This is a genomic window from Microbacterium sp. NPDC089696, from assembly GCF_044749125.1.
Classification (GTDB): Bacteria; Actinomycetota; Actinomycetes; order Actinomycetales; family Microbacteriaceae; genus Microbacterium.
In genome coordinates this window covers 505,926-525,983 of sequence record NZ_JBIVHF010000002.1, presented here as the reverse complement: position 1 = coordinate 525,983, position 20,058 = coordinate 505,926, and the positions used below count along the sequence as shown (strand labels likewise).

30 protein-coding genes are annotated in these 20,058 nt (G+C 67.5%); 28 read left to right on the top strand and 2 right to left on the bottom strand.

The genetic code is table 11. The features are described 5' to 3' along the window. Positions 1–12 precede the first annotated feature (12 nt). From rpsS to rplQ, 25 genes are all read left to right on the top strand, one after another. Positions 13–294, top strand: coding sequence for a 30S ribosomal protein S19 (gene rpsS / locus ACIPY8_RS12930; protein WP_017201589.1), 282 nt, complete (start codon positions 13–15; stop codon positions 292–294). Beyond that, complete coding sequence (gene rplV / locus ACIPY8_RS12925; protein WP_226531406.1) at positions 294–692, top strand: 50S ribosomal protein L22; 399 nt, start codon at positions 294–296, stop codon at positions 690–692. Before rpsS ends, rplV begins: the two co-directional genes overlap by 1 nt. Continuing rightward, positions 692–1,447 (top strand): 30S ribosomal protein S3, encoded by a 756-nt coding sequence (gene rpsC / locus ACIPY8_RS12920; protein ID WP_050722499.1) that lies wholly within the window; start codon positions 692–694, stop codon positions 1,445–1,447. The genes rplV and rpsC overlap by 1 nt, the downstream gene beginning before the upstream one ends. Continuing rightward, the gene (gene rplP / locus ACIPY8_RS12915) at positions 1,447–1,866 is read left to right on the top strand and encodes a 50S ribosomal protein L16 (RefSeq protein WP_045275476.1); all 420 of its coding nucleotides are present in this window, start codon (positions 1,447–1,449) and stop codon (positions 1,864–1,866) included. The genes rpsC and rplP overlap by 1 nt, the downstream gene beginning before the upstream one ends. Continuing rightward, on the top strand, positions 1,866–2,183 hold the full coding sequence (rpmC, locus tag ACIPY8_RS12910) for a 50S ribosomal protein L29 (RefSeq protein WP_050722500.1): 318 nt from the start codon (positions 1,866–1,868) through the stop codon (positions 2,181–2,183). Before rplP ends, rpmC begins: the two co-directional genes overlap by 1 nt. Next, positions 2,183–2,500, top strand: a complete 318-nt coding sequence (gene rpsQ, locus ACIPY8_RS12905) for a 30S ribosomal protein S17 (RefSeq protein WP_400818763.1) — start codon at positions 2,183–2,185, stop codon at positions 2,498–2,500. The genes rpmC and rpsQ overlap by 1 nt, the downstream gene beginning before the upstream one ends. Next, positions 2,497–2,865: a 50S ribosomal protein L14 gene (rplN, locus tag ACIPY8_RS12900; protein ID WP_053097479.1), complete on the top strand. Its 369-nt coding sequence runs from the start codon at positions 2,497–2,499 to the stop codon at positions 2,863–2,865. The genes rpsQ and rplN overlap by 4 nt, the downstream gene beginning before the upstream one ends. A 3-nt stretch (positions 2,866–2,868) precedes the next feature. Further along, positions 2,869–3,216, top strand: a complete 348-nt coding sequence (gene rplX, locus ACIPY8_RS12895) for a 50S ribosomal protein L24 (RefSeq protein ID WP_050722503.1) — start codon at positions 2,869–2,871, stop codon at positions 3,214–3,216. Beyond that, positions 3,216–3,806: a 50S ribosomal protein L5 gene (gene rplE, locus ACIPY8_RS12890; protein WP_400818759.1), complete on the top strand. Its 591-nt coding sequence runs from the start codon at positions 3,216–3,218 to the stop codon at positions 3,804–3,806. Before rplX ends, rplE begins: the two co-directional genes overlap by 1 nt. A 131-nt stretch (positions 3,807–3,937) precedes the next feature. Further along, the gene (rpsH, locus tag ACIPY8_RS12885) at positions 3,938–4,336 is read left to right on the top strand and encodes a 30S ribosomal protein S8 (protein ID WP_050722505.1); all 399 of its coding nucleotides are present in this window, start codon (positions 3,938–3,940) and stop codon (positions 4,334–4,336) included. 6 nt (positions 4,337–4,342) lie between these two features. Next, entirely contained in the window at positions 4,343–4,879 is a 537-nt protein-coding gene (gene rplF / locus ACIPY8_RS12880) for a 50S ribosomal protein L6 (RefSeq protein WP_400818756.1), read from the top strand. A 2-nt stretch (positions 4,880–4,881) separates the two neighbouring features. Further along, positions 4,882–5,241, top strand: a complete 360-nt coding sequence (rplR, locus tag ACIPY8_RS12875; RefSeq protein WP_247625170.1) for a 50S ribosomal protein L18 — start codon at positions 4,882–4,884, stop codon at positions 5,239–5,241. 20 nt (positions 5,242–5,261) lie between these two features. After that, complete coding sequence (gene rpsE, locus ACIPY8_RS12870; RefSeq protein WP_269406194.1) at positions 5,262–5,939, top strand: 30S ribosomal protein S5; 678 nt, start codon at positions 5,262–5,264, stop codon at positions 5,937–5,939. Next, the gene (rpmD, locus tag ACIPY8_RS12865) at positions 5,939–6,124 is read left to right on the top strand and encodes a 50S ribosomal protein L30 (RefSeq protein ID WP_042538783.1); all 186 of its coding nucleotides are present in this window, start codon (positions 5,939–5,941) and stop codon (positions 6,122–6,124) included. The genes rpsE and rpmD overlap by 1 nt, the downstream gene beginning before the upstream one ends. Continuing rightward, positions 6,124–6,753: a 50S ribosomal protein L15 gene (gene rplO / locus ACIPY8_RS12860; RefSeq protein ID WP_082297539.1), complete on the top strand. Its 630-nt coding sequence runs from the start codon at positions 6,124–6,126 to the stop codon at positions 6,751–6,753. The genes rpmD and rplO overlap by 1 nt, the downstream gene beginning before the upstream one ends. A 104-nt stretch (positions 6,754–6,857) precedes the next feature. Further along, positions 6,858–8,180: a preprotein translocase subunit SecY gene (secY, locus tag ACIPY8_RS12855; RefSeq protein ID WP_400818751.1), complete on the top strand. Its 1,323-nt coding sequence runs from the start codon at positions 6,858–6,860 to the stop codon at positions 8,178–8,180. Then, a complete protein-coding gene (locus ACIPY8_RS12850) occupies positions 8,177–8,773 on the top strand; it encodes an adenylate kinase (protein ID WP_400818749.1) in 597 nt (198 codons plus the stop codon). Before secY ends, ACIPY8_RS12850 begins: the two co-directional genes overlap by 4 nt. 10 nt (positions 8,774–8,783) lie before the next feature. After that, the gene (map, locus tag ACIPY8_RS12845) at positions 8,784–9,632 is read left to right on the top strand and encodes a type I methionyl aminopeptidase (RefSeq protein WP_400818746.1); all 849 of its coding nucleotides are present in this window, start codon (positions 8,784–8,786) and stop codon (positions 9,630–9,632) included. Between the two features lie 133 nt (positions 9,633–9,765). After that, positions 9,766–10,437 carry a DsbA family protein gene (locus tag ACIPY8_RS12840; protein WP_400818744.1) on the top strand — a complete coding sequence of 224 codons (672 nt, stop codon included), beginning with the start codon at positions 9,766–9,768 and terminating at the stop codon, positions 10,435–10,437. A gap of 178 nt (positions 10,438–10,615) precedes the next feature. Beyond that, complete coding sequence (infA, locus tag ACIPY8_RS12835; RefSeq protein ID WP_028496510.1) at positions 10,616–10,837, top strand: translation initiation factor IF-1; 222 nt, start codon at positions 10,616–10,618, stop codon at positions 10,835–10,837. Positions 10,838–10,902: 65 nt separating this feature from the next. Continuing rightward, the gene (gene rpmJ, locus ACIPY8_RS12830; RefSeq protein WP_005050492.1) at positions 10,903–11,019 is read left to right on the top strand and encodes a 50S ribosomal protein L36; all 117 of its coding nucleotides are present in this window, start codon (positions 10,903–10,905) and stop codon (positions 11,017–11,019) included. A gap of 129 nt (positions 11,020–11,148) precedes the next feature. Next, positions 11,149–11,523 carry a 30S ribosomal protein S13 gene (rpsM, locus tag ACIPY8_RS12825; RefSeq protein ID WP_050722514.1) on the top strand — a complete coding sequence of 125 codons (375 nt, stop codon included), beginning with the start codon at positions 11,149–11,151 and terminating at the stop codon, positions 11,521–11,523. Between the two features lie 31 nt (positions 11,524–11,554). Then, the gene (gene rpsK / locus ACIPY8_RS12820) at positions 11,555–11,953 is read left to right on the top strand and encodes a 30S ribosomal protein S11 (RefSeq protein ID WP_050722515.1); all 399 of its coding nucleotides are present in this window, start codon (positions 11,555–11,557) and stop codon (positions 11,951–11,953) included. A gap of 145 nt (positions 11,954–12,098) precedes the next feature. Continuing rightward, positions 12,099–13,088 (top strand): DNA-directed RNA polymerase subunit alpha, encoded by a 990-nt coding sequence (locus ACIPY8_RS12815; RefSeq protein ID WP_050722516.1) that lies wholly within the window; start codon positions 12,099–12,101, stop codon positions 13,086–13,088. A gap of 34 nt (positions 13,089–13,122) precedes the next feature. Beyond that, positions 13,123–13,668, top strand: a complete 546-nt coding sequence (rplQ, locus tag ACIPY8_RS12810; protein ID WP_400818738.1) for a 50S ribosomal protein L17 — start codon at positions 13,123–13,125, stop codon at positions 13,666–13,668. A 161-nt stretch (positions 13,669–13,829) separates the two neighbouring features. On the opposite strand, the gene ACIPY8_RS12805 is transcribed toward rplQ, so the two are convergent. Further along, a complete protein-coding gene (locus ACIPY8_RS12805) occupies positions 13,830–15,401 on the bottom strand; it encodes an AMP-binding protein (RefSeq protein ID WP_400818736.1) in 1,572 nt (523 codons plus the stop codon). A gap of 103 nt (positions 15,402–15,504) precedes the next feature. Further along, entirely contained in the window at positions 15,505–16,722 is a 1,218-nt protein-coding gene (locus tag ACIPY8_RS12800; protein WP_400818734.1) for a hypothetical protein, read from the bottom strand. Between the two features lie 161 nt (positions 16,723–16,883). Here ACIPY8_RS12800 and ACIPY8_RS12795 point away from each other — a divergent pair, with 161 nt between their 5' ends. Genes ACIPY8_RS12795 through ACIPY8_RS12785 form a run of 3 tightly spaced genes read left to right on the top strand, consistent with a single transcriptional unit; the run spans position 16,884 to position 20,015 of the window. Further along, positions 16,884–17,909, top strand: coding sequence for a Bug family tripartite tricarboxylate transporter substrate binding protein (locus tag ACIPY8_RS12795; RefSeq protein ID WP_400818732.1), 1,026 nt, complete (start codon positions 16,884–16,886; stop codon positions 17,907–17,909). Position 17,910: 1 nt separating this feature from the next. Further along, positions 17,911–18,468, top strand: a complete 558-nt coding sequence (locus ACIPY8_RS12790) for a tripartite tricarboxylate transporter TctB family protein (RefSeq protein WP_400818730.1) — start codon at positions 17,911–17,913, stop codon at positions 18,466–18,468. Continuing rightward, positions 18,468–20,015 (top strand): tripartite tricarboxylate transporter permease, encoded by a 1,548-nt coding sequence (locus tag ACIPY8_RS12785; protein ID WP_400818728.1) that lies wholly within the window; start codon positions 18,468–18,470, stop codon positions 20,013–20,015. Before ACIPY8_RS12790 ends, ACIPY8_RS12785 begins: the two co-directional genes overlap by 1 nt. Positions 20,016–20,058: the final 43 nt, after the last annotated feature.

Sequence of the window (20,058 nt, the reverse complement as noted above, 5' to 3'; positions counted from 1 at the left end):
GAGTAAGAGAAGATGCCTCGCAGTCTTAAGAAGGGCCCCTTCGTCGACGAGCACCTGCTTCGCAAGGTGGTCGTGCAGAACGAAGCCGGCACGAAGAACGTCATCAAGACCTGGTCCCGTCGGTCCATGATCATCCCGGCCATGCTGGGTCACACGATCGCGGTCCACGACGGACGCAAGCACATCCCCGTGTTCGTGTCCGAGACCATGGTCGGTCACAAGCTGGGCGAGTTCGCGCCCACCCGCACCTTCCGCGGCCACGAGAAGGACGACAAGAAGGGGCGGCGCCGCTAATGGTCGAATCCATCGCACGCGTGAAGCACATCCGCGTGACCCCGCAGAAGGCTCGTCGTGTCGTCGCGCTCATCAAGGGCAAGCAGGCCCAGGAGGCTCTCGCCATCCTGAAGTTCGCTCAGCAGTCCGCGAGTGAGCCGATCTACAAGCTTGTCGCGTCGGCCATGGCCAACGCGCAGGTCAAGGCGGATCGCGACGGCGAGTACCTCGACGAGCAGGACCTGTACGTGAAGAACGCGTACGTGGACGAGGGCACGACGCTCAAGCGTTTCCAGCCCCGTGCACAGGGTCGCGCTTTCCAGATCAAGAAGCGCACGAGCCACATCACGGTCGTGCTCTCCACGCCTGAGGCGGCTCCGGTCGCTGCGGGCGACAGCAACAAGAAGGCGAGCAAGTAATGGGACAGAAGGTAAACCCGTACGGCTTCCGTCTCGGCATCACCACGGACCACGTGTCGCGCTGGTTCTCGGACTCGACGAAGCCGGGTCAGCGTTACGCCGACTACGTCGCCGAGGACATCAAGATCCGTCGTCTGCTGCAGACGCAGCTCGACCGCGCCGGCGTCTCGAACATCGAGATCGAGCGCACCCGTGACCGCGTCCGCGTCGACATCCACACCGCCCGCCCGGGCATCGTGATCGGTCGTCGTGGCGCCGAGGCCGAGCGCATCCGCGGCGACCTCGAGAAGCTCACCGGCAAGCAGATCCAGCTGAACATCCTCGAGGTGAAGAACCCCGAGGCCGACGCTCAGCTCGTCGCGCAGGGCATCGCCGAGCAGCTGTCTGCTCGTGTGGCGTTCCGTCGTGCGATGCGCAAGGGTCTCCAGGGCGCGCAGCGCGCTGGCGCCAAGGGCATCCGCATCCAGGTCTCCGGCCGCCTCGGCGGCGCCGAGATGAGCCGCTCGGAGTTCTACCGCGAGGGTCGTGTGCCGCTGCACACGCTGCGCGCGAACATCGACTACGGCTTCTACGAGGCGAAGACCACCTTCGGCCGCATCGGCGTGAAGGTCTGGATCTACAAGGGCGACCTGACCAACAAGGAGCTTGCCCGCGAGCAGGCCAACGCACCGAAGTCGCGTCGTGACGACCGTGGTGGCGACCGCCGCCGCGCTCCGCGCAACGAGGCCCCTGTCGCAGAAGGAGCGTCTGCCTGATGCTTATTCCCCGTAAGGTCAAGTACCGCAAGCAGCACCACCCCAAGCGCGACGGCCAGGCCACCGGCGGCACGAAGGTCTCCTTCGGCGAGTTCGGCATCCAGGCGCTCACGCCGGCGTACGTGACGAACCGTCAGATCGAGTCCGCTCGTATCGCGATGACCCGTCACATCAAGCGTGGCGGAAAGGTGTGGATCAACATCTACCCGGACCGTCCGCTCACCAAGAAGCCGGCTGAGACCCGCATGGGTTCCGGTAAGGGCTCGCCCGAGTGGTGGGTCGCCAACGTCAAGCCGGGTCGCGTCCTCTTCGAGGTCGCGGGTGTCAACGAGGAACTCGCTCGCGAGGCACTCACCCGAGCAATCCACAAGCTGCCGCTCAAGGCACGCATCATCAAGCGCGAGGAGGGCGACGCGTAATGGCGATCGGCACCAAGGAGCTCGCTCCGGCAGAGCTCGACACGTTCGAAGACCAGCGCCTCGTTGAGGAGCTGCGCAAGGCCAAGGAGGAGCTGTTCAACCTCCGTTTCCAGTCGGCCACCGGCCAGCTGGAGAGCCACGGCCGCATCCGCGCCGTCAAGCGCGACATCGCGCGCCTCTACACCGTGATCCGCGAGCGCGAGCTGGGCATCCGTGCGACGCCCGCTCCGGTCGAGGCTCCGGCCAAGAAGGCGTCCAAGTCGAAGGCGAAGAAGGCGGATGCCGCCGACGACGCCGTGAAGGAAGAGGCCGAGTGATGGCTGAGAAGAAGGCTGCGGCCGCTGAGGTCGAGCACGCCGCGCACGACGTCCGCGACGTGGACGCCCGTGGGTACCGCAAGGCCCGCCGTGGCTACGTCGTCAGCGACAAGATGGACAAGACCATCGTGGTCGAGGTCGAGGACCGCGTGAAGCACCCGCTTTACGGCAAGGTCATCCGCCGCACCTCGAAGGTCAAGGCGCACGATGAGGCGAACACCGCCGGCGTCGGCGACCTCGTCCTGATCAACGAGACCCGCCCGCTGAGCGCCACGAAGCGCTGGCGTCTGGTGGAGATTCTGGAGAAGGCCAAGTGATTCAGCAGGAGTCTCGCCTCAAGGTCGCCGACAACACCGGCGCGAAGGAGCTGCTCACCATCCGTGTGCTCGGCGGCTCGCGTCGTCGGTACGCCGGCCTGGGTGACACCATCGTCGCGACCGTCAAGGACGCGATCCCCGGCGGAAACGTCAAGAAGGGCGATGTGGTCAAGGCCGTCATCGTCCGCACCGTCAAGTCCACGCGCCGTCCCGACGGCTCGTACATCAAGTTCGACGAGAACGCCGCCGTGATCCTGAAGAACGACGGGGAGCCCCGCGGCACCCGTATCTTCGGTCCGGTCGGTCGTGAGCTTCGCGACAAGAAGTTCATGAAGATCGTCTCGCTGGCGCCGGAGGTTATCTAAGTCATGGCGAAGATCAAGAAGGGTGACCTCGTCCAGGTCATCACCGGACCCAAGGACGAGCGCGGCAAGCAGGGCAAGGTCCTCGAGATCCTGTCCGAGCGCAACCGCGTCGTCGTCGAGGGCGTGAACTACGTCACCAAGCACACGCGCGTCGGCCAGACGCAGCGCGGCACCAAGACGGGTGGCCTCGAGACCGTCGAGGCTCCCATCCACATCTCGAACGTCGCACTCGTCGACCCCTCGACCAAGAAGCCGACCAAGGTCGGCCACCGGGTCGAGGAGCAGACCAAGGACGGCGTCAAGCGCACCGTCCGCGTGCGCTTCGCGAAGAAGAGCGGTAAGGACCTCTGATGGCATCGACCGACGCTGCGGTGGCTGGCAAGATCCAGCCCCGCCTGAAGGCGAAGTACAACTCCGAGATCAAGAAGGCGATGCAGGACGAGTTCGGCTACACGAACGTCATGCAGATCCCCGGACTGGTCAAGGTCGTCGTGAACACCGGTGTCGGCGAGGCAGCTCGCGACAGCAAGGTGATCGACGGTGCGGTCGACGATCTCACCAAGATCACCGGCCAGAAGCCGATCGTCACGAAGGCCCGCAAGTCCATCGCGCAGTTCAAGCTGCGCGAGGGCCAGGCCATCGGCGCGCACGTCACCCTCCGCGGTGACCGCGCGTGGGAGTTCGTGGACCGCCTGGTCTCGCTCGCACTGCCCCGCATCCGCGACTTCCGGGGTCTGTCGGCCAAGCAGTTCGACGGCAACGGCAACTACACCTTCGGTCTCCAGGAGCAGAGCGTGTTCCACGAGATCGATCAGGACAAGATCGACCGGGTTCGCGGTTTCGACATCACCGTTGTCACCACCGCGAAGACGGATGACGAGGGTCGCGCCCTGCTGCGCCACCTCGGCTTCCCGTTCCGCTCGGACGACGCACAGGCGTGACACCTCGGCAGGCTCAGGGACTCCGGTCACTGAGCCTGCCGAAGTGCCCGTACAATTGAAGATTGCGTGCTCATCGCAGGCCGTCTGTCGTGTAACGGCAGCCGGAACCTCATGAACGAAGGAAAACACCAATGACAATGACAGACCCGGTCGCAGATCTGCTGACCCGTCTGCGCAACGCGAACTCGGCGCACCACGACTCCGTGACGCTGCCGTCGAGCAAGCTCAAGACGCACATCGCCGAGATCCTCCAGCAGGAGGGCTACATCGCGGGCTGGGAGACCTCCGCCGCCCGCGTCGGCACCAACCTCACGCTGCAGCTGAAGTACGGCCCCAACCGGGAGCGTTCGATCGCGGGCATCAAGCGCGTGTCGAAGCCCGGACTCCGCGTGTACGCGAAGTCCACCGAGCTTCCCAAGGTCCTCGGCGGCCTCGGCGTGGCCATCCTGTCCACCTCCTCCGGTCTTCTCACGGACCGTCAGGCTGAGCAGAAGGGCGTGGGCGGAGAAGTTCTCGCCTACGTGTGGTAATTCGACATGTCGCGTATCGGACGACTTCCCATCGACGTTCCTGCGGGCGTGACCGTTTCGGTCGACGGCCGCCAGGTCGCGGTGAAGGGCCCCAAGGGTGAGCTCACCCTGACGGTCGCCACCCCCATCGAGGTCGCGGTCGAGGAGAACCAGGTTCTCGTCACCCGTCCCGACGACGAGCGCGAGTCGCGGTCTCTCCACGGCCTGACCCGCACGCTCATCAACAACAACATCATCGGCGTGACCCAGGGCTACTCCAAGGGTCTCGAGGTCGTCGGCACCGGTTACCGCGTGCAGCAGAAGGGCAGCTCGGTCGAGTTCGCCCTCGGCTTCTCGCACCCGGTCCTGATCGACGCTCCCGCCGGCATCACGCTCACGGTCGAGGGCACCAACAAGCTCACCGTCAGCGGGATCGACAAGCAGGCTGTCGGCGAGGCAGCTGCCAACATCCGCAAGATCCGCAAGCCCGAGCCGTACAAGGGCAAGGGCGTGCGCTACGCCGGCGAGAACGTGCGTCGCAAGGCCGGAAAGAGTGGTAAGTAACCATGGCTCTCAAGTCAAAGTCTGACGCCCGCGCGCGTCGTCACGCCCGCCTTCGCAAGAAGGTCGTGGGCACCGAGGTGCGTCCGCGCCTCGTCGTCAACCGTTCGGCTCGCCACGTCTTCGTGCAGCTCGTCGACGACAGCAAGGGTCACACCGTCGCGTCGGCTTCGACGCTCGAGACCGACCTGCGCGGGTTCGAGGGTGACAAGACCGCCAAGGCCCGCAAGGTCGGCGAGCTCGTCGCCGAGCGTGCGAAGGCCGCCGGCGTTTCCGAGGCAGTGTTCGACCGTGGCGGCAACCGCTACGCCGGTCGTGTCGCCGCCATCGCCGATGGCGCTCGTGAGGGAGGCCTGGCACTGTGAGTGACAACAAGGAGAACGAAGTGACCGAAGCGGCTGCTGCCACTTCCGAGACGGCCGCCGGCACCACGCAGGCCGAGCCGACTCGTGACCAGCGCGACGGTCGCCGCGGCGGCCGTGGTGACCGCAACCAGGGTGGCCGCGACCGCAACTCGCGCGACCGTGGTGACAACCAGTTCCTCGAGCGCGTCGTGACCATCAACCGCGTGTCGAAGGTCGTGAAGGGTGGTCGTCGCTTCAGCTTCACCGCTCTCGTGGTCGTCGGCGACGGCAACGGTCTGGTCGGCGTCGGCTACGGCAAGGCCCGCGAGGTCCCCCTGGCGATCTCGAAGGGCGTCGAAGAGGCCAAGCGCAACTTCTTCCGCGTGCCGCGCGTCGGCAGCACCATCCCGCACCCCGTGCAGGGTGAGGCTGCGGCCGGTGTCGTGCTGCTGCGTCCCGCCGCCGCCGGTACCGGTGTCATCGCGGGTGGTCCCGTGCGCGCCGTGCTCGAGTGCGCCGGCATCCACGACGTGCTGTCGAAGTCGCTCGGCTCGTCGAACACGATCAACATCGTGCACGCGACGGTGACGGCCCTGAAGCAGCTCGAGGAGCCCCGTGCGGTCGCCGCACGTCGTGGCCTCGAGTTCGACCAGGTCGCCCCCGCGCGTCTCGTCCGCGCCGAGGCCGAGGCCATCGCCGCACAGAAGGTAGGTGCCTGATGGCCGCCCGGCTCAAGGTCACGCAGGTGAAGTCCAAGGTGAGCGAGAAGCAGAACCAGCGTGACACGCTGCGTTCGCTCGGTCTGAAGCGGATCGGTGACAGCACCGTCCGCCCCGACGACGCGCAGACGCGCGGCTACGTCAAGACCGTCGCGCACCTCGTGAAGGTTGAGGAGATCGACTAATGGCTGAGAAGAACGAAGCCGTCGAGGCCGAGAAGGCCCCGAAGAAGGCTGCCGCTCCCAAGGCTGCCGCCGAGAAGAAGCCCGCCGCGAAGAAGGCGCCGGCCGCTGCGGCCGACGCCAAGGCCGAGGCTCCTGCGAAGAAGCCCGCCGCCAAGAAGGCCGCGCCGAAGAAGGATGCTCCGGCATCCCGCCCCGGCGTCCTGAAGGTGCACCACCTGCGTCCGGTCCCCGGATCCAACACCGCGAAGACCCGTGTCGGTCGCGGTGAGGGCTCCAAGGGCAAGACCGCCGGTCGCGGCACCAAGGGCACCAAGGCCCGCAACACCGTGCGCGTCGGCTTCGAGGGTGGGCAGATGCCTCTGCACATGCGCACCCCGAAGCTGCGCGGCTTCAAGAACCCGTTCCGCGTGGAGTACCAGGTCGTGAACCTGGAGAAGCTCGCGGAGCTGTACCCCCAGGGCGGCGACGTCACCGTCGGCGACCTGGTCGCCAAGGGTGCCGTTCGCAAGAACGAGAAGGTCAAGGTTCTCGGTAACGGCGACATCGCCGTGAAGCTCACCGTCTCGGTCGACAAGGTCTCGGGTTCTGCCGAGCAGAAGATCGTGGCAGCGGGCGGATCCGTCAAGTAACCACGTCATGAGAGGGGTCGGAGATTCTCCGGCCCCTCTTATGCGTTAGCCTGTTCTTTCAGCCGTCCTTCGGGGATCGGCAACCTTTTCAGGAGGAACGTCCCTTGTTTAGCGCCATCGCGCGGATCTTCCGCACGCCAGATCTGCGTCGGAAGATCGGTTTCACGCTCGCCATCGTCGCGATCTACCGACTCGGCTCCAACGTCCCCGCTCCGTTCGTGAACTTCCCGAACGTCGAGCAGTGTCTGGCGCAGAACACCCAGACCGAGGGCCTCCTGGGTCTCGTCAACCTCTTCTCCGGTGGAGCGCTGCTCCAGCTGTCGATCTTCGCGCTCGGCGTCATGCCGTACATCACCGCGACGATCATCACGCAGCTCCTGCGCGTGGTCATCCCGCACTTCGAGGCGCTGCACAAGGAGGGCCAGGCCGGCCAGGCCCGTCTGACCCAGTACACGCGCTACCTGACGATCGCGCTCGCGCTGCTGCAGTCGACCACGCTCATCACGGTGGCCCGCAGCGGCCAGCTGTTCGGCCAGACCGACATCGCGGCCTGCCAGAACCTCCTCACGAACGACGTGTGGTGGGCGCAGCTGCTCATCATCATGGCGATGACCGCCGGCACCGGCCTCATCATGTGGTTCGCGGAGCTCGTGACCGAGCGCGGCGTCGGAAACGGCATGTCGCTCCTCATCTTCACCTCGATCGCCGCGACGTTCCCCGGTGCGATGTGGCTGATCTGGGAGAGCCGCGGCTTCGAGGTGTTCCTGCTCGTGCTGCTCGTCGGGATCATCGTGATGGGTCTCGTCGTGTTCGTCGAGCAGTCGCAGCGGCGCATCCCGGTGCAGTACGCCAAGCGCATGGTCGGTCGCCGCACCTACGGCGGCACGAACACGTACATCCCGATCAAGGTCAACATGGCGGGTGTGATCCCCGTGATCTTCGCCTCGTCGCTGCTGTACATCCCGGCGCTCATCGCGCAGTTCAACACCCCGCAGGACGGCTCCGAGCCCGCTGCGTGGGTCACCTGGATCAGCACGTACTTCACCACGGGCAACCACCCGATCTACATGGCGGCGTACTTCCTGCTGATCATCGGGTTCACCTACTTCTACGTCGCGATCACGTTCAACCCGGTCGAGGTCGCCGACAACATGAAGAAGTACGGCGGGTTCATCCCCGGCATCCGCGCCGGTCGTCCCACCGCCGAGTACCTCGACTACGTGCTCACCCGCATCACGCTGCCCGGCTCGATCTACCTCGGTCTGATCGCGCTCATCCCGCTCATCGCCCTCGCCACGGTCGGCGCCAACCAGAACTTCCCGTTCGGCGGCGCCTCGATCCTCATCATCGTCGGTGTGGGTCTGGAGACCGTCAAGCAGATCGATGCGCAGCTGCAGCAGCGTCACTACGAAGGGCTCCTCCGATGACAGCATCCGCACGTCTCCTGATCGTCGGCCCTCAGGGCTCCGGCAAGGGCACGCAGGGCGTCCGCATCGCCGAGTCCTACGGCATCCCCGTGGTGTCGACCGGCGACATGTTCCGCGCGAACATCAAGGAGGGCACCGACCTCGGCAAGCAGGTCACGGCGATCCTCGACAAGGGCGACCTCGTCCCCGACGCGCTGACCGGCGAGATCGTCCGCGACCGGCTGTCGCAGGAGGATGCCGCGAACGGCTTCCTGCTCGACGGGTACCCGCGCAACACCGCGCAGGTCGCGCACCTCGAGGAGTTCCTCGGCGCACGCGGCGAGTCCCTGGATGCGGTCATCCTGCTCGACGTCCCGCGCGAGGAGAGCATCGCGCGCCTGAAGCTGCGTGCGGCGGAGCAGGGTCGTTCCGACGACACCGACGAGGCCATCGCGCACCGTCTGGACATCTACGAGCACGAGACCGCTCCGATCCTCGAGGTCTACGGAGAGCGCGGCATCGTCGATCGCATCGATGGCGTGGGAACGCTCGACGAGATCACCGAGCGCGTGTTCGCGGCACTGGCCGCCCGCGGGCTCCGTCTCGCCGCCTGACGCCGACGCCATGTTCCGCCGGTCGATCTACAAGACCCCCGCGCAGCTGCGCGCCATGGTCGAGCCCGGGCTCATCACGGCCGCGGCGCTGGACGCCGTGCGGCCGCTCGTGCGTCCTGGGATCACCACGCTGGAACTGGATGCCGCGGCGAACCGGCTGATCCTGGAGCGGGGCGCCGAGTCGAACTTCCAGCTCGTGCGCGGCTACCGCCACACGACCTGCATCTCGGTCAACGAGGAGGTCGTGCACGGCATCCCCGGCGAGCGGGTGCTGCAGGCCGGTGACATCGTGTCGATCGACTGCGGAGCGCAGTATCAGGGCTGGAACGGCGACAGCGCCATCACGATCGTGGTTCCGGACGAGTCGCAGCCCGAGGTCGTCGCGCGGCGCCAGGAGCTGTCGCGCGTGACCGAGGGGTCGATGTGGGCGGGGATCGCCGCCATGGCCTCGGCCACGCACCTGGGAGACCTGGGCGCCGCGATCCAGGGCTACATCGAGGACCAGGGTCCCTCCGCGGTGTCGGGGAGCACGTACGGCATCCTCCGCGAGTACGTCGGGCACGGGATCGGCCGCAAGATGCACGAGGCGCCGAGCGTCTTCAACTACCGCACGCCGGACCCCGGTGCCGAGATCAAGCCGGGTCTCGTCCTCGCGATCGAGCCGATGGTCACGGCCGGCGGCGAGGAGACCTTCGTCGAGGACGACGACTGGACCGTGTCGACGGTCGACGGCACCGACGGCTCGCACTGGGAGCACAGCGTCGCCCTGCACGCGGACGGGATCTGGGTGCTGACGGCCCCCGACGGGGGAGCGGCGGGCCTCGCTCCGTTCGGCGTCACGCCGACCCCGATCGCGTAACGACGCCGTATCGTCACCGGCGTCACAACCGGCGCATAGGTTTCTCCGGGCACAATGGATGCATGGGTGCGCATGCACCCGTGGACTTCAGGCCGGGTCCGCCTCGAGCGGGCCTCGACAGAAACGGAAAGCAATGGCAGCCGCGAAGAGCAGCAGTCCCAACTGGTTCGTGATCGGCGTCTCGGCGGCCGTGGTGGTCGTCCTGGCCGTCCTCGCGTTCGTCGTGGTGTTCCTGAACAACCAGGCGAGCGCCCCGGGTGCCGCTCCGAAGAGCAACGACACGTTCAACTCCGAGACCGGCGCGATCTCGTTCGGCGACGGCGAGGACACGGTCGCGGTCTATGTCGACTTCCAGTGCCCCGTCTGCAACAGCTTCGAGCAGCAGTTCGGCTCGGCGCTCGAGGCCGCGGCGGCCGACGGGCGCATCACTCTCGAGTACCACCCGATCGCGATCCTGGACCGCTTCTCGCAGGGCACCGAGTACTCCTCGCGGTCTGCGGGCGCCGCGGTGTGCGTCGCCGAGTCGAACCCGGATCTCTACCTCGACTACTCCAAGACGCTGTTCGAGAACCAGCCTGACGAGAACACCTCCGGTCTCACCACGGAGCAGCTCGCCGACTTCGCCACCCAGGTCGGCGCGGACGACGCGGTCTCCTGCATCACCGACGAGACCTACCGCAAGTTCGGCGTCGCGCAGGCGAAGAAGGACGAGATCGCGGGCACCCCGACCGTCGAGATCAACGGGGAGCGTCTGGACCTGCAGAACCAGACCGACCTCAAGAAGTTCACCGATCTCATCAGCTGATCGAGGTTCGTCGATCCCGGGAGTTCCGGCATCCTGCTCAGGTTGCCGGAACTCCCGTCGTCGTCTAACATAGATCTTTGGTGCCTTGCGCCTTGATTCGGCGTGTTCCGAATCGGTGAGGCACCGCAATCCAACCACCACCGCAGATCGACCGGTCTGCAGAAGCGTCAGCGAGGCTATGGCTAAGAAAGACGGTGTCATCGAGATCGAGGGCGTGATCTCCGAGGCTCTGCCCAACGCGATGTTCCGCGTTGAGCTCACCAACGGGCACAAGGTCCTGGCAACGATCTCAGGAAAGATGCGACAGAACTACATCCGCATCATCCCCGAGGACCGCGTGGTCGTGGAGCTCAGCCCCTACGACCTGACGCGCGGCCGCATCGTCTACCGCTACCGCTGATCGGTCGAGAAGTAACACCCCAGGCCCCCGGGCCTGCCCGGTGAAGACAGCGAACAGGAAACATCATGAAGGTCAACCCCAGCGTCAAGCCCATCTGCGATCACTGCAAGGTGATCCGCCGCCACGGCCGCGTCATGGTGATCTGCAAGAGCAACCCGCGCCACAAGCAGCGCCAGGGCTGATCGACCGGATCTGACTCACAACTCAATATCTAACGGCAGGATCAGATCCCACTCCGGTGGGGGACACCTCGGGGCGGAGGCCCGGGCACCGATCCTGCTCCACACCTCCACCACACTCAGGAGAACCGCATGGCACGTCTTGCCGGCGTTGACATCCCGCGCGACAAGCGCGTGGTGATCGCCCTTACCTACATCTACGGCGTCGGCCGTACCCGCTCGGTCGAGATCCTCAAGGCCACCGAGATCGACGAGTCGATCCGCGTGAAGGACCTCTCGGACGACCAGCTCGTCGCACTCCGCGACTACATCGAAGGCAACTACAAGGTGGAGGGTGACCTGCGCCGCGAGGTCGCCGCAGACATCCGCCGCAAGGTCGAGATCGGCTCCTACGAGGGCATCCGCCACCGTCGTGGCCTCCCGGTCCGTGGTCAGCGCACCAAGACCAACGCCCGTACCCGCAAGGGCCCGAAGCGCACCGTCGCCGGCAAGAAGAAGGCCCGCTAAGCGCGGCCCCAGGGACTAGGAGAACACTTTCATGGCTGCACCCAAGGCCGCCGCGCGCAAGCCGCGCCGCAAGGAGAAGAAGAACATCGCGCTGGGCCAGGCCCACATCAAGTCGACGTTCAACAACACCATCGTCTCGATCACCGACCCGTCCGGCGCTGTCATCGCGTGGGCATCGTCGGGTGGCGTGGGCTTCAAGGGCTCCCGCAAGTCGACCCCGTACGCCGCCGGCATGGCGGCGGAGTCCGCCGCCCGCCAGGCTGCGGAGCACGGCGTCAAGAAGGTCGACGTCCTCGTGAAGGGTCCGGGCTCCGGCCGCGAGACCGCGATCCGCTCGCTCCAGGCCGCCGGCCTCGAGGTCGGCTCGATCTCGGACGTCACCCCGCAGGCGCACAACGGCTGCCGCCCGCCGAAGCGCCGCCGCGTCTGATCCGGCTCATGTGAGGGATGCTCCGGCATCCCTCACATGCCCGTTCCGCGGGTTCGCCCGCGCTGCGGGCCGACGGAAACGTCACAACTCAAGACCTCACCCACCACATGTCATATAGCGGTCATGTGATCGAAAGGAACACAGAGTGCTCATTGCACAGCGTCCCACACTCACCGAGGAAAAGATCGTCGAGAACCGGAGCCGGTTCGTCATCGAGCCTCTGGAGCCCGGCTTCGGATACACGATCGGCAACGCGCTGCGTCGCAGCCTGCTGTCGTCGATCCCCGGCGCCGCCGTCACCAGCGTCCGCATCGACGGCGTGCTGCACGAGTTCAGCACCATCCCCGGCGTGAAGGAGGATGTCACCGAGATCATCCTCAACATCAAGCAGCTCGTCGTCTCGAGCGAGCGCGACGAGCCGATCACCGCGTACCTGCGCAAGACCGGTGCGGGCGAAGTGACCGCCGCCGACATCTCGGCTCCGGCCGGTGTCGAGGTGCACAACCCCGAGCTCGTCATCGCGACGCTCAACGACACCGCGAAGTTCGAGCTCGAGCTCACGATCGAGCGTGGCCGCGGCTACGTCTCGGCGACGCAGAACCGCAACGAGTACGCCGAGGCGGGTCAGATCCCGATCGACTCGATCTACTCGCCGGTCCTCAAGGTCAGCTACCGCGTCGACGCCACCCGTGCCGGTGAGCGCACCGACTTCGACAAGCTGGTCCTGGACGTCGAGACCAAGTCGGCGATCAGCCCCCGCGACGCCGTCGCGTCGGCCGCCAAGACGCTCACCGAGCTGTTCGGTCTCGCCCGCGAGCTGAACGTCGAGGCCGAGGGCATCGAGATCGGCCCGGCGCCGGTGGAGGCCGTGAACTCCAGCGAGCTGTCGATGCCGATCGAGGACCTCGACCTGTCCGTGCGCTCGTACAACTGCCTGAAGCGTGAGGGCATCAACACCGTTTCTGAGCTCGTCGCCCTGTCGGAGACGCAGCTCATGAACATCCGCAATTTCGGCCAGAAGTCGGTCGACGAGGTGCGCGACAAGCTCATCTCGCTCGGTCTGTCGCTCAAGGATTCGGTGCCCGGTTTCGACGGCGCCCACTTCTACGGCGGCAGCGAAGACGAGTCCTTCTGATACCCGACCCTTCCTGACCAGGAGTTAGACGATTATGCCCAAGCCCACCAAGGGTCCCCGCCTCGGAGGCGGCCCCGCCCACGAGCGCCTGCTGCTTGCCAACCTCGCCGCTGCGCTCTTCACCCACAAGTCCATCAAGACGACCGAGACCAAGGCCAAGCGCCTGCGTCCGCTCGCCGAGCGCCTGATCACCTTCGCCAAGCGCGGAGACCTGCACGCTCGTCGTCGCGTTCTCTCGGTCATCGGTGACAAGGACGTCGTGCACACGCTGTTCGCCGAGATCGCCCCGCTGGTCGCGGAGCGCGAGGGTGGCTACACGCGCATCACGAAGGTCGGCAACCGCAAGGGCGACAACGCCCCCATGGCCGTGATCGAGCTCGTCCTCGAGCCCGTCACCCCCAAGAAGAAGGCTGCCAAGGCCGCTCCGAAGGCCGAGAAGCCGGCCGAGGAGGCTCCGGCTGAGGAGACCGCCGCCGAGGAGGCTCCCGCCGAGGAGACCACCGCCGACGCCGGTGCCGAGTCGCAGGCCGAGGGCGAGGCCGCTGAGGCCGCCGCTGAGGACGCCGTCGAGAACAAGTAAGTTCTCGCACCGAACGAAGCCCGCCATCCCTCCGGGGTGGCGGGCTTCGTCGTGCGTCGAGCGATGCTCGGGAGTTCGGGAGGTGCTCCGGTCGCAGTTCGTGCCGCGTGATCGCGAAATCGACGGCACCAAGTGCGACCGGAACCGTCGCACGGCGCGTCTCAGCGGGCGCGGAGGTCCTTGCGGAGGATCTTGCCCGAGGCGGACTTCGGGATCACGTCGATGAACTCGACCTGCCGCACCTTCTCGTGCGGAGCGACGTGAGCCGCGACGTGGGTCATGACGGCCTCCGCATCGAGCTCGGCTCCCGGCTGCACGACGACGAACGCCTTGGGCACCTCCTGCCCGTCGTCGTCGAGGGCGCCGATCACTGCGGCGTCGGCGATGGACGGATGCTCGAGCAGCACGGCCTCGAGCACGGCCGGCGCCACCTGGTAGCCCTTGTACTTGATGAGCTCCTTCAGTCGGTCGACGATCCGGAACACGCCGTCGGCCGTGACGGTCGCCACGTCGCCGGTGTGCAGCCAGCCGTCGGCGTCGAGCATCTCGGCCGTCGCGTCGGGGCGGTTCAGGTAACCGGCCATGACCTGGGGTCCGCGGATCAGCAGCTCGCCCGGATCGCTGGCACCCTCCGTCGGCACGTCGACGTCACCGCCGTCCTCGCCGACGAGCCGCGCCTCCGTGTTCGCGAGCAGCATCCCGACCGTGGACCGGTCGATGTCGTCGCGGTCGTAGGGGATCGCGTGGGTGACCGGACTGGTCTCGGTCATGCCATAGCCCTGACAGACCGTGCAGTCCAGTCGTTCGGCGACCGCGGACGCGAGGGCGCCGTCGAGCGGAGCGGCCCCCGAGAACACGACCTTGATCGCCGACAGGTCGTACTGGTCCACGAGCGGATGCTTGGCGAGGGCGACCGCGATGGGCGGGGCGATGAAGATCCAGCTGGTCCGATGATCCTGCACGACGCGGAGGAACTCGGTGAGGTCGAACTTCGGCATCGTGACGAGCGCGGAGCGCTGTCGCAGGGCGAAGTTCAGCAGCACGGTCAGGCCGTAGATGTGGAAGAAGGGGAGCACGGCCAGGACGCGGTCGTCGTCGGCGAGCGAGATCGTCGAGCGGCACTGGCTGACGTTCGCGACGAGGTTGCGGTGCGTCAGCATGACGCCCTTGGGGCGACCGGTCGTGCCGGACGAGTAGGGGAGCACGGCGATGTGCGTCGCCGGGTCGAACGAGACGTCGGGGGCCCCGCGGCCCTCGGCGAGGAGCGCGCCGAGCGAGGGGTGCCCGTCCGCGCCGTCGAGCACGATGACGTGCGAGGCGTCGAAGCCGAGGCTCTCGGCGGCGGCCAGCGCTCCGGGGAGCAGGGGAGAGACCGTCACGAGCCAGGTCGCTCCCGCATCCGTCAGCTGGTTCGCGATCTCCTCCGGCGTGTACAACGAGTTGATCGTCGTGGCCGTCGCGCCCGCGCGGAGGATGCCGTGCAGCACCGTCGCGAAGGCCGGCACGTTCGGGCAGAGGACGCCGACCACCGTGCCGACCCCGACGCCCCGCGCGGCCAGGGCGCCGGCGAAGCGGTCGATCTGTCCGATGAGCTGACGGTAGGTCGTCGTGGCTCCGCTCGTGCAGTCGACGAGTGCGACCGCATCGAGCCGCGTCGGATCGATGTCGCCGAACAGGAAGTCGTGGATCGAGACCTCGGGGACCTCGACGTCGGGATAGGTGCTGCGAACCATGAGATCTCCTTCGATCCGGGTCGGCGACGGCGTCGTCTGTTGCGATCCAGTGTCGCATGACCGGGCACTCGGTCCCAGCGGTTCCTGCGAGACTCGCAGGTTCTCAGACGCCGGTCTCGCGGTAGCGCGTCCCCGGGCGGCCCTTGGTCGAATAGTCGAGCGAGCGCAGCGCGCGTCCGGTGCTCGCGAGGTGCTCGAGGTAGCGCCGCGCGCTCACGCGGGACATCTGCAGATCGTCGCCGATCTCGGTGGCGGAAGCGTCCGGTCGCGCGCCGAGCGCTGCGGCGACGCGGTCGAGCGTCTCGGGGCTCAGGCCCTTCGGCAGGCCGAACCTCTGGCGGAAGGCGATGATCGCGTCGGCCGCCTCGACGCGCTGGACCACGTCGTGGAGCTCGGTGTGGTCCCGGAGCAGGAGGGTGGCCTCCACGCCGGCGCCGTCCACGACGCTCCCGGTGCTGCGAGCCACCAGCACGTGCGAGCCGAGGATCACCGGACGCCCCGCATCCTCGCCCTCGCGCAGCACGGCAAGGAGCTCGGCGTCGAGCACGTCCTCGGCGGCGGCGGCGTCGAGCTCGCCGGCGTCCCTCTCGAGGAGACGGGCCGCGGCATCGTTCGCGAGGGTGATGCGGCCGGCGCCGTTGACCGTGATGACGCCCTCGCTGAGACGGTGCAGCGTGGTCTCCTGGTTCTTCACGAGCGCGGCGATCTGATGCGGCTCCAGCCGGTAGATGCGTCGACGGATGACCGAGGTCACCCAGGCAGAGCCGAACACGCCGAGCACCGCGGCCGCGAGCATGGCCGAGATGAGCCACGCGAGGTTCGCCATGAACTCGTCGTTCAGCTCGGACTCGAGGATGCCGACGGAGGCCGTACCGATCACGGTGCCGGCGTCGTCGCGGATCGGCACCTTGACCCGCCAGGACGTGCCCAGCGTGCCCGTCTGCGTGCCCACGTACACGGCTCCGGAGAGCGGGACGGAGGGATCGGTGGAGACCTTCTCGCCGATGCGGTCGGGGTTCGGGTGCGAGTAGCGGATGCCCTGATCGTTCGCCACGACCACGTAGGCGAGGTCGGACGCCTCGCGGATCACCTCGGCGATGGGCTGGATGACCGAGGACGGGTCTGCGTCGTCGAACGCGTCGCGCACCGTGGGGAGGTTGGCGATCGACTGCGCGACGGCCTGCATCCTGTCCTTGTAGGACTCGCGCAGCGCCTGCTCCTGCGACGCTCCGGCCACGATGCCCGTGGCGAGGGTCACCAGGAACACGATCAGCGCCTGCAGCGCGAGCAGCTGCATCCGGAGCGTCATCTTCGAGGCCACTCGACCATTGTCCTCGCACTCCCCGCACGCCGCGAGCGCGTCATCCGACCGTTCGCGACCAATAGTTTCGGAACGCGACCAATGGTTTCCGAAGCTTGAGCCGACCGGTGCGCGATCCCAGGGTGGACGCACAGCATTCGAACGCTCAAGGAGGAGCGCACATGAACACATCTCGTATCGGAGCCGCGGTCGCCCTGGCCGCTGCAACGGCCCTCGTCCTCACATCCTGCGCGGGTGGCGGAGGCGATGCAGGGGCGGGAGGGGACGCCGGAGGCGGCGAGGACGTCTCGATCTCCGACGTCGACATCGTCGTCCCGGCCGACCCCGGCGGCGGATGGGACCAGACCGGCCGCGCCCTCTCGCAGCTGCTCACGGAGGAGGGCGTCGTGAGCTCGGCGCCCGTCACGAACGTGGGCGGCGCCGGCGGAACGGTCGGCCTCGCGCAGCTCGCGAACGAGAAGGACGCCAACACCCTCATGGTCATGGGCCTCGTGATGGTCGGCGCGATCGAGACGAACGCCTCGGCCGTGCGCCTGGAGGACACGACGCCGATCGCACGGCTCACGGACGAGCCTCTCGTGGTCGTCGTCCCCGCGGACTCGAAGTACGACACCCTCGAGGACCTCGTGGAGGACGTCGTCGACAAGGGCCAGGCCGTCACGATCACCGGAGGCTCGGCCGGGGGAGCCGACCACATCCTCGCCGGTCTCATGCTCGAGGAGGCCGGTCTCGACGGCGCCGAGATCGCCGAGAAGCTCAACTACACGCCCAACTCGGGCGGCGGCGAGGCCACGTCGCTGATCCTCGGCGACAAGGTCGCGGCGGGCATCTCCGGCGTCGGGGAGTTCCTGCAGCACATCGAGGCCGGCACGATGCGCGCGCTCGCGGTGTCGTCCGAGGAGCCGGTCGCGCAGCTCGCGGACGTCCCGACCATCACCGAATCCGGCTACGACGTCGTGCTCACGAACTGGCGCGGCGTGATCGCGCCCGGTGGGATCTCGGATGCGGAGAAGGACGAGCTCGTGCGGATCGTGACCGAACTGCACGAGTCGCAGGCGTGGACGGACGAGCTCGAGACCAAGGGCTGGGCGGATGCATTCCTCACCGGTGCGGACTTCGACGAGTTCCTCACCGGGAACATCGAGGAGGTCACCGCGACCCTGAAGAACATCGGTCTGGTGAGCTGACATGACGATCGGGTCCTCCGGGCCCGGCGACGTGCGGACCGGCGAACGCCGGTCCGCACGTGTCGTCGGATCACTCCCGGTCGGCGAGCTCGCGTTCGCCCTCGTCATGGTCGCCCTCGGCGTCTTCGCGCTCGTCGGCGTCTTCGCGATCCACGTCCCGGTCGGGTCCCAGGTGGGGCCGACCGTCTTCCCGATCTTCGTGGCGGTGCTGCTGCTCGGCTCCGCCGTCGTCGTGCTCGTCGGCGTACTCCGAGGGCAGCGCGGCGTGCCCGAGGACGGGGAGGACGTCGACCAGTCCCTCCCGACCGACTGGATCACGCTCCTGAAGATCGTCGCGTTCCTCGTCGCGCACCTGCTCCTCATCGAGGCGATCGGCTGGGCTCCGGCCGCGGCGATCCTGTTCGGCGGCGTCGCCTGGTCGCTCGGTGCGAAGCGCTGGTGGATGGCGCTGCTGATCGGCGTCGTGCTCGCTCTCGTCGTGCAGATCGTGTTCGGCGGTCTGCTCGGGCTCTCGCTCCCGTGGGGACCGGCGCTCGGATGGCTGGGGAGGATGTTCTGATGGACTCCTGGTCCCTGCTCCTCGAGGGCTTCGCGACGGCGCTCCAGCCGCAGTACCTCGTGTTCGCGTTCCTCGGCGTGCTGATCGGCACCGCCGTGGGCGTGCTCCCCGGCATCGGGCCGGCCATGACGGTCGCCCTGCTGCTGCCGCTGACCTACACGCTCGATCCCGCGGCGGCACTCATCACGTTCGCCGGCATCTACTACGGCGGGATGTACGGGGGCTCGACCACCAGCATCCTGTTGAACACACCGGGGGAGTCGGCCTCGATCGTCACGGCGATCGAGGGCAACAAGATGGCGAAGATCGGCCGAGGAGCAGCCGCGCTCGCGACCGCCGCCCTCGGGTCGTTCGTCGCCGGCACGATCGCCACGATCGGCCTCACGCTGCTCGCGCCGGTGCTCGCGCAGTTCGCCGTGAACCTCGGCCCCGCCGACTACGTGGCGCTGATCGTGGTCGCCTTCATCACGGTCGGCGCGCTCATGGGCTCGTCCGTGCCGCGCGGCCTGCTGTCGCTCGGCCTCGGACTGTTCCTCGGACTGATCGGCACCGACCAGCTCTCCGGTCAGCAGCGCTACACGCTCGGGCTGCTTCCCCTCGCCGACGGCATCGACATCGTGCTCGTCGCGGTGGGACTGTTCGCGGTGGGGGAGACCCTCTACATCGCGGCACGGTTGCGGCACGGCTCGATCGACGTGATCCCCGTGACGAAGGGGTGGCGCAGCTGGATGACCCGGGAGGACTGGAAGCGCTCGTGGAAGCCGTGGCTGCGAGGGACGGCGATCGGCTTCCCGATCGGCACGATCCCCGCGGGAGGCGCCGACGTCGCGACGTTCCTCTCGTACGCCACGGAGCGGAAGCTCTCCCGCCACAAGTCCGAGTTCGGCCACGGGGCGATCGAGGGCGTCGCAGGGCCCGAGTCCGCGAACAATGCGGCGGCGGCGGGCGTGCTCGTGCCGCTGCTCACCCTGGGCCTCCCCACGACCGCGACCGCCGCGATCATCCTCACGGCGTTCCAGTCGTACGGGCTCCAGCCGGGACCGATGCTCTTCACGAGCCAGTCGAACCTCGTGTGGGCGCTGGTCGCGAGCCTCTACATCGGCAACATCATCCTGCTGGTGCTGAACCTGCCGCTCGTGGGCATGTGGGTCAAGCTCCTGCAGATCCCACGGCCGTACCTCTACGCCGGCATCCTGCTGTTCGCTGCCTTCGGCGCCTACGCGCTGAACTACTCGGTCGTCGACATCCTGCTGCTGCTCGTCATCGGCGTGCTGGGCTACTTCATGCGGCGGTTCGGCGTGCCGGTCGCACCGCTCGTGGTGGGCATGATCCTCGGACCGATGGGCGAGGCGCAGTTGCGTCGTGCCCTGCAGCTCAGCCAGGGCGATCTCACGACGCTCGTGGCGCAGCCGTTCGCGGCCGTGGCCTACGCGGTGCTGGCGCTGCTGATCGTCGGCGGGCTGTGGCTGCGCCGCCGCCAGCGCCGCTACGAGCAGGCCCTCACCGAGTCGATCGCCGTGCCGATCAAGAGCGACTCGGAGGTCTGACCCCGACGTACACGAGCGCGAGCAGAGGAGGCCTGCGGGAGTA

What these genes read in the sequence shown, in the direction of transcription:
- rplF (WP_400818756.1), top strand. Translation starts at nt 4,343, where the DNA reads ATGTCGCGTATCGGACGACTTCCCATCGACGTTCCTGCGGGCGTGACC.
- rplO (WP_082297539.1), top strand. Translation starts at nt 6,124, where the DNA reads ATGGCTGAGAAGAACGAAGCCGTCGAGGCCGAGAAGGCCCCGAAGAAG.
- rpmJ (WP_005050492.1), top strand. Translation starts at nt 10,903, where the DNA reads ATGAAGGTCAACCCCAGCGTCAAGCCCATCTGCGATCACTGCAAGGTG.
- rpsS (WP_017201589.1), top strand. Translation starts at nt 13, where the DNA reads ATGCCTCGCAGTCTTAAGAAGGGCCCCTTCGTCGACGAGCACCTGCTT.
- rplQ (WP_400818738.1), top strand. Translation starts at nt 13,123, where the DNA reads ATGCCCAAGCCCACCAAGGGTCCCCGCCTCGGAGGCGGCCCCGCCCAC.
- rplV (WP_226531406.1), top strand. Translation starts at nt 294, where the DNA reads ATGGTCGAATCCATCGCACGCGTGAAGCACATCCGCGTGACCCCGCAG.
- rplE (WP_400818759.1), top strand. Translation starts at nt 3,216, where the DNA reads ATGGCATCGACCGACGCTGCGGTGGCTGGCAAGATCCAGCCCCGCCTG.
- rpsC (WP_050722499.1), top strand. Translation starts at nt 692, where the DNA reads ATGGGACAGAAGGTAAACCCGTACGGCTTCCGTCTCGGCATCACCACG.
- rplX (WP_050722503.1), top strand. Translation starts at nt 2,869, where the DNA reads ATGGCGAAGATCAAGAAGGGTGACCTCGTCCAGGTCATCACCGGACCC.
- rpmC (WP_050722500.1), top strand. Translation starts at nt 1,866, where the DNA reads ATGGCGATCGGCACCAAGGAGCTCGCTCCGGCAGAGCTCGACACGTTC.
- ACIPY8_RS12805 (WP_400818736.1), bottom strand. Translation starts at nt 15,401, where the DNA reads ATGGTTCGCAGCACCTATCCCGACGTCGAGGTCCCCGAGGTCTCGATC.
- ACIPY8_RS12795 (WP_400818732.1), top strand. Translation starts at nt 16,884, where the DNA reads ATGAACACATCTCGTATCGGAGCCGCGGTCGCCCTGGCCGCTGCAACG.
- rpsQ (WP_400818763.1), top strand. Translation starts at nt 2,183, where the DNA reads ATGGCTGAGAAGAAGGCTGCGGCCGCTGAGGTCGAGCACGCCGCGCAC.
- rpsM (WP_050722514.1), top strand. Translation starts at nt 11,149, where the DNA reads ATGGCACGTCTTGCCGGCGTTGACATCCCGCGCGACAAGCGCGTGGTG.
- map (WP_400818746.1), top strand. Translation starts at nt 8,784, where the DNA reads ATGTTCCGCCGGTCGATCTACAAGACCCCCGCGCAGCTGCGCGCCATG.
- rplP (WP_045275476.1), top strand. Translation starts at nt 1,447, where the DNA reads ATGCTTATTCCCCGTAAGGTCAAGTACCGCAAGCAGCACCACCCCAAG.
- rpsK (WP_050722515.1), top strand. Translation starts at nt 11,555, where the DNA reads ATGGCTGCACCCAAGGCCGCCGCGCGCAAGCCGCGCCGCAAGGAGAAG.
- rpmD (WP_042538783.1), top strand. Translation starts at nt 5,939, where the DNA reads ATGGCCGCCCGGCTCAAGGTCACGCAGGTGAAGTCCAAGGTGAGCGAG.
- infA (WP_028496510.1), top strand. Translation starts at nt 10,616, where the DNA reads ATGGCTAAGAAAGACGGTGTCATCGAGATCGAGGGCGTGATCTCCGAG.
- ACIPY8_RS12785 (WP_400818728.1), top strand. Translation starts at nt 18,468, where the DNA reads ATGGACTCCTGGTCCCTGCTCCTCGAGGGCTTCGCGACGGCGCTCCAG.
- rpsH (WP_050722505.1), top strand. Translation starts at nt 3,938, where the DNA reads ATGACAATGACAGACCCGGTCGCAGATCTGCTGACCCGTCTGCGCAAC.
- rplR (WP_247625170.1), top strand. Translation starts at nt 4,882, where the DNA reads ATGGCTCTCAAGTCAAAGTCTGACGCCCGCGCGCGTCGTCACGCCCGC.
- ACIPY8_RS12850 (WP_400818749.1), top strand. Translation starts at nt 8,177, where the DNA reads ATGACAGCATCCGCACGTCTCCTGATCGTCGGCCCTCAGGGCTCCGGC.
- ACIPY8_RS12790 (WP_400818730.1), top strand. Translation starts at nt 17,911, where the DNA reads ATGACGATCGGGTCCTCCGGGCCCGGCGACGTGCGGACCGGCGAACGC.
- ACIPY8_RS12840 (WP_400818744.1), top strand. Translation starts at nt 9,766, where the DNA reads ATGGCAGCCGCGAAGAGCAGCAGTCCCAACTGGTTCGTGATCGGCGTC.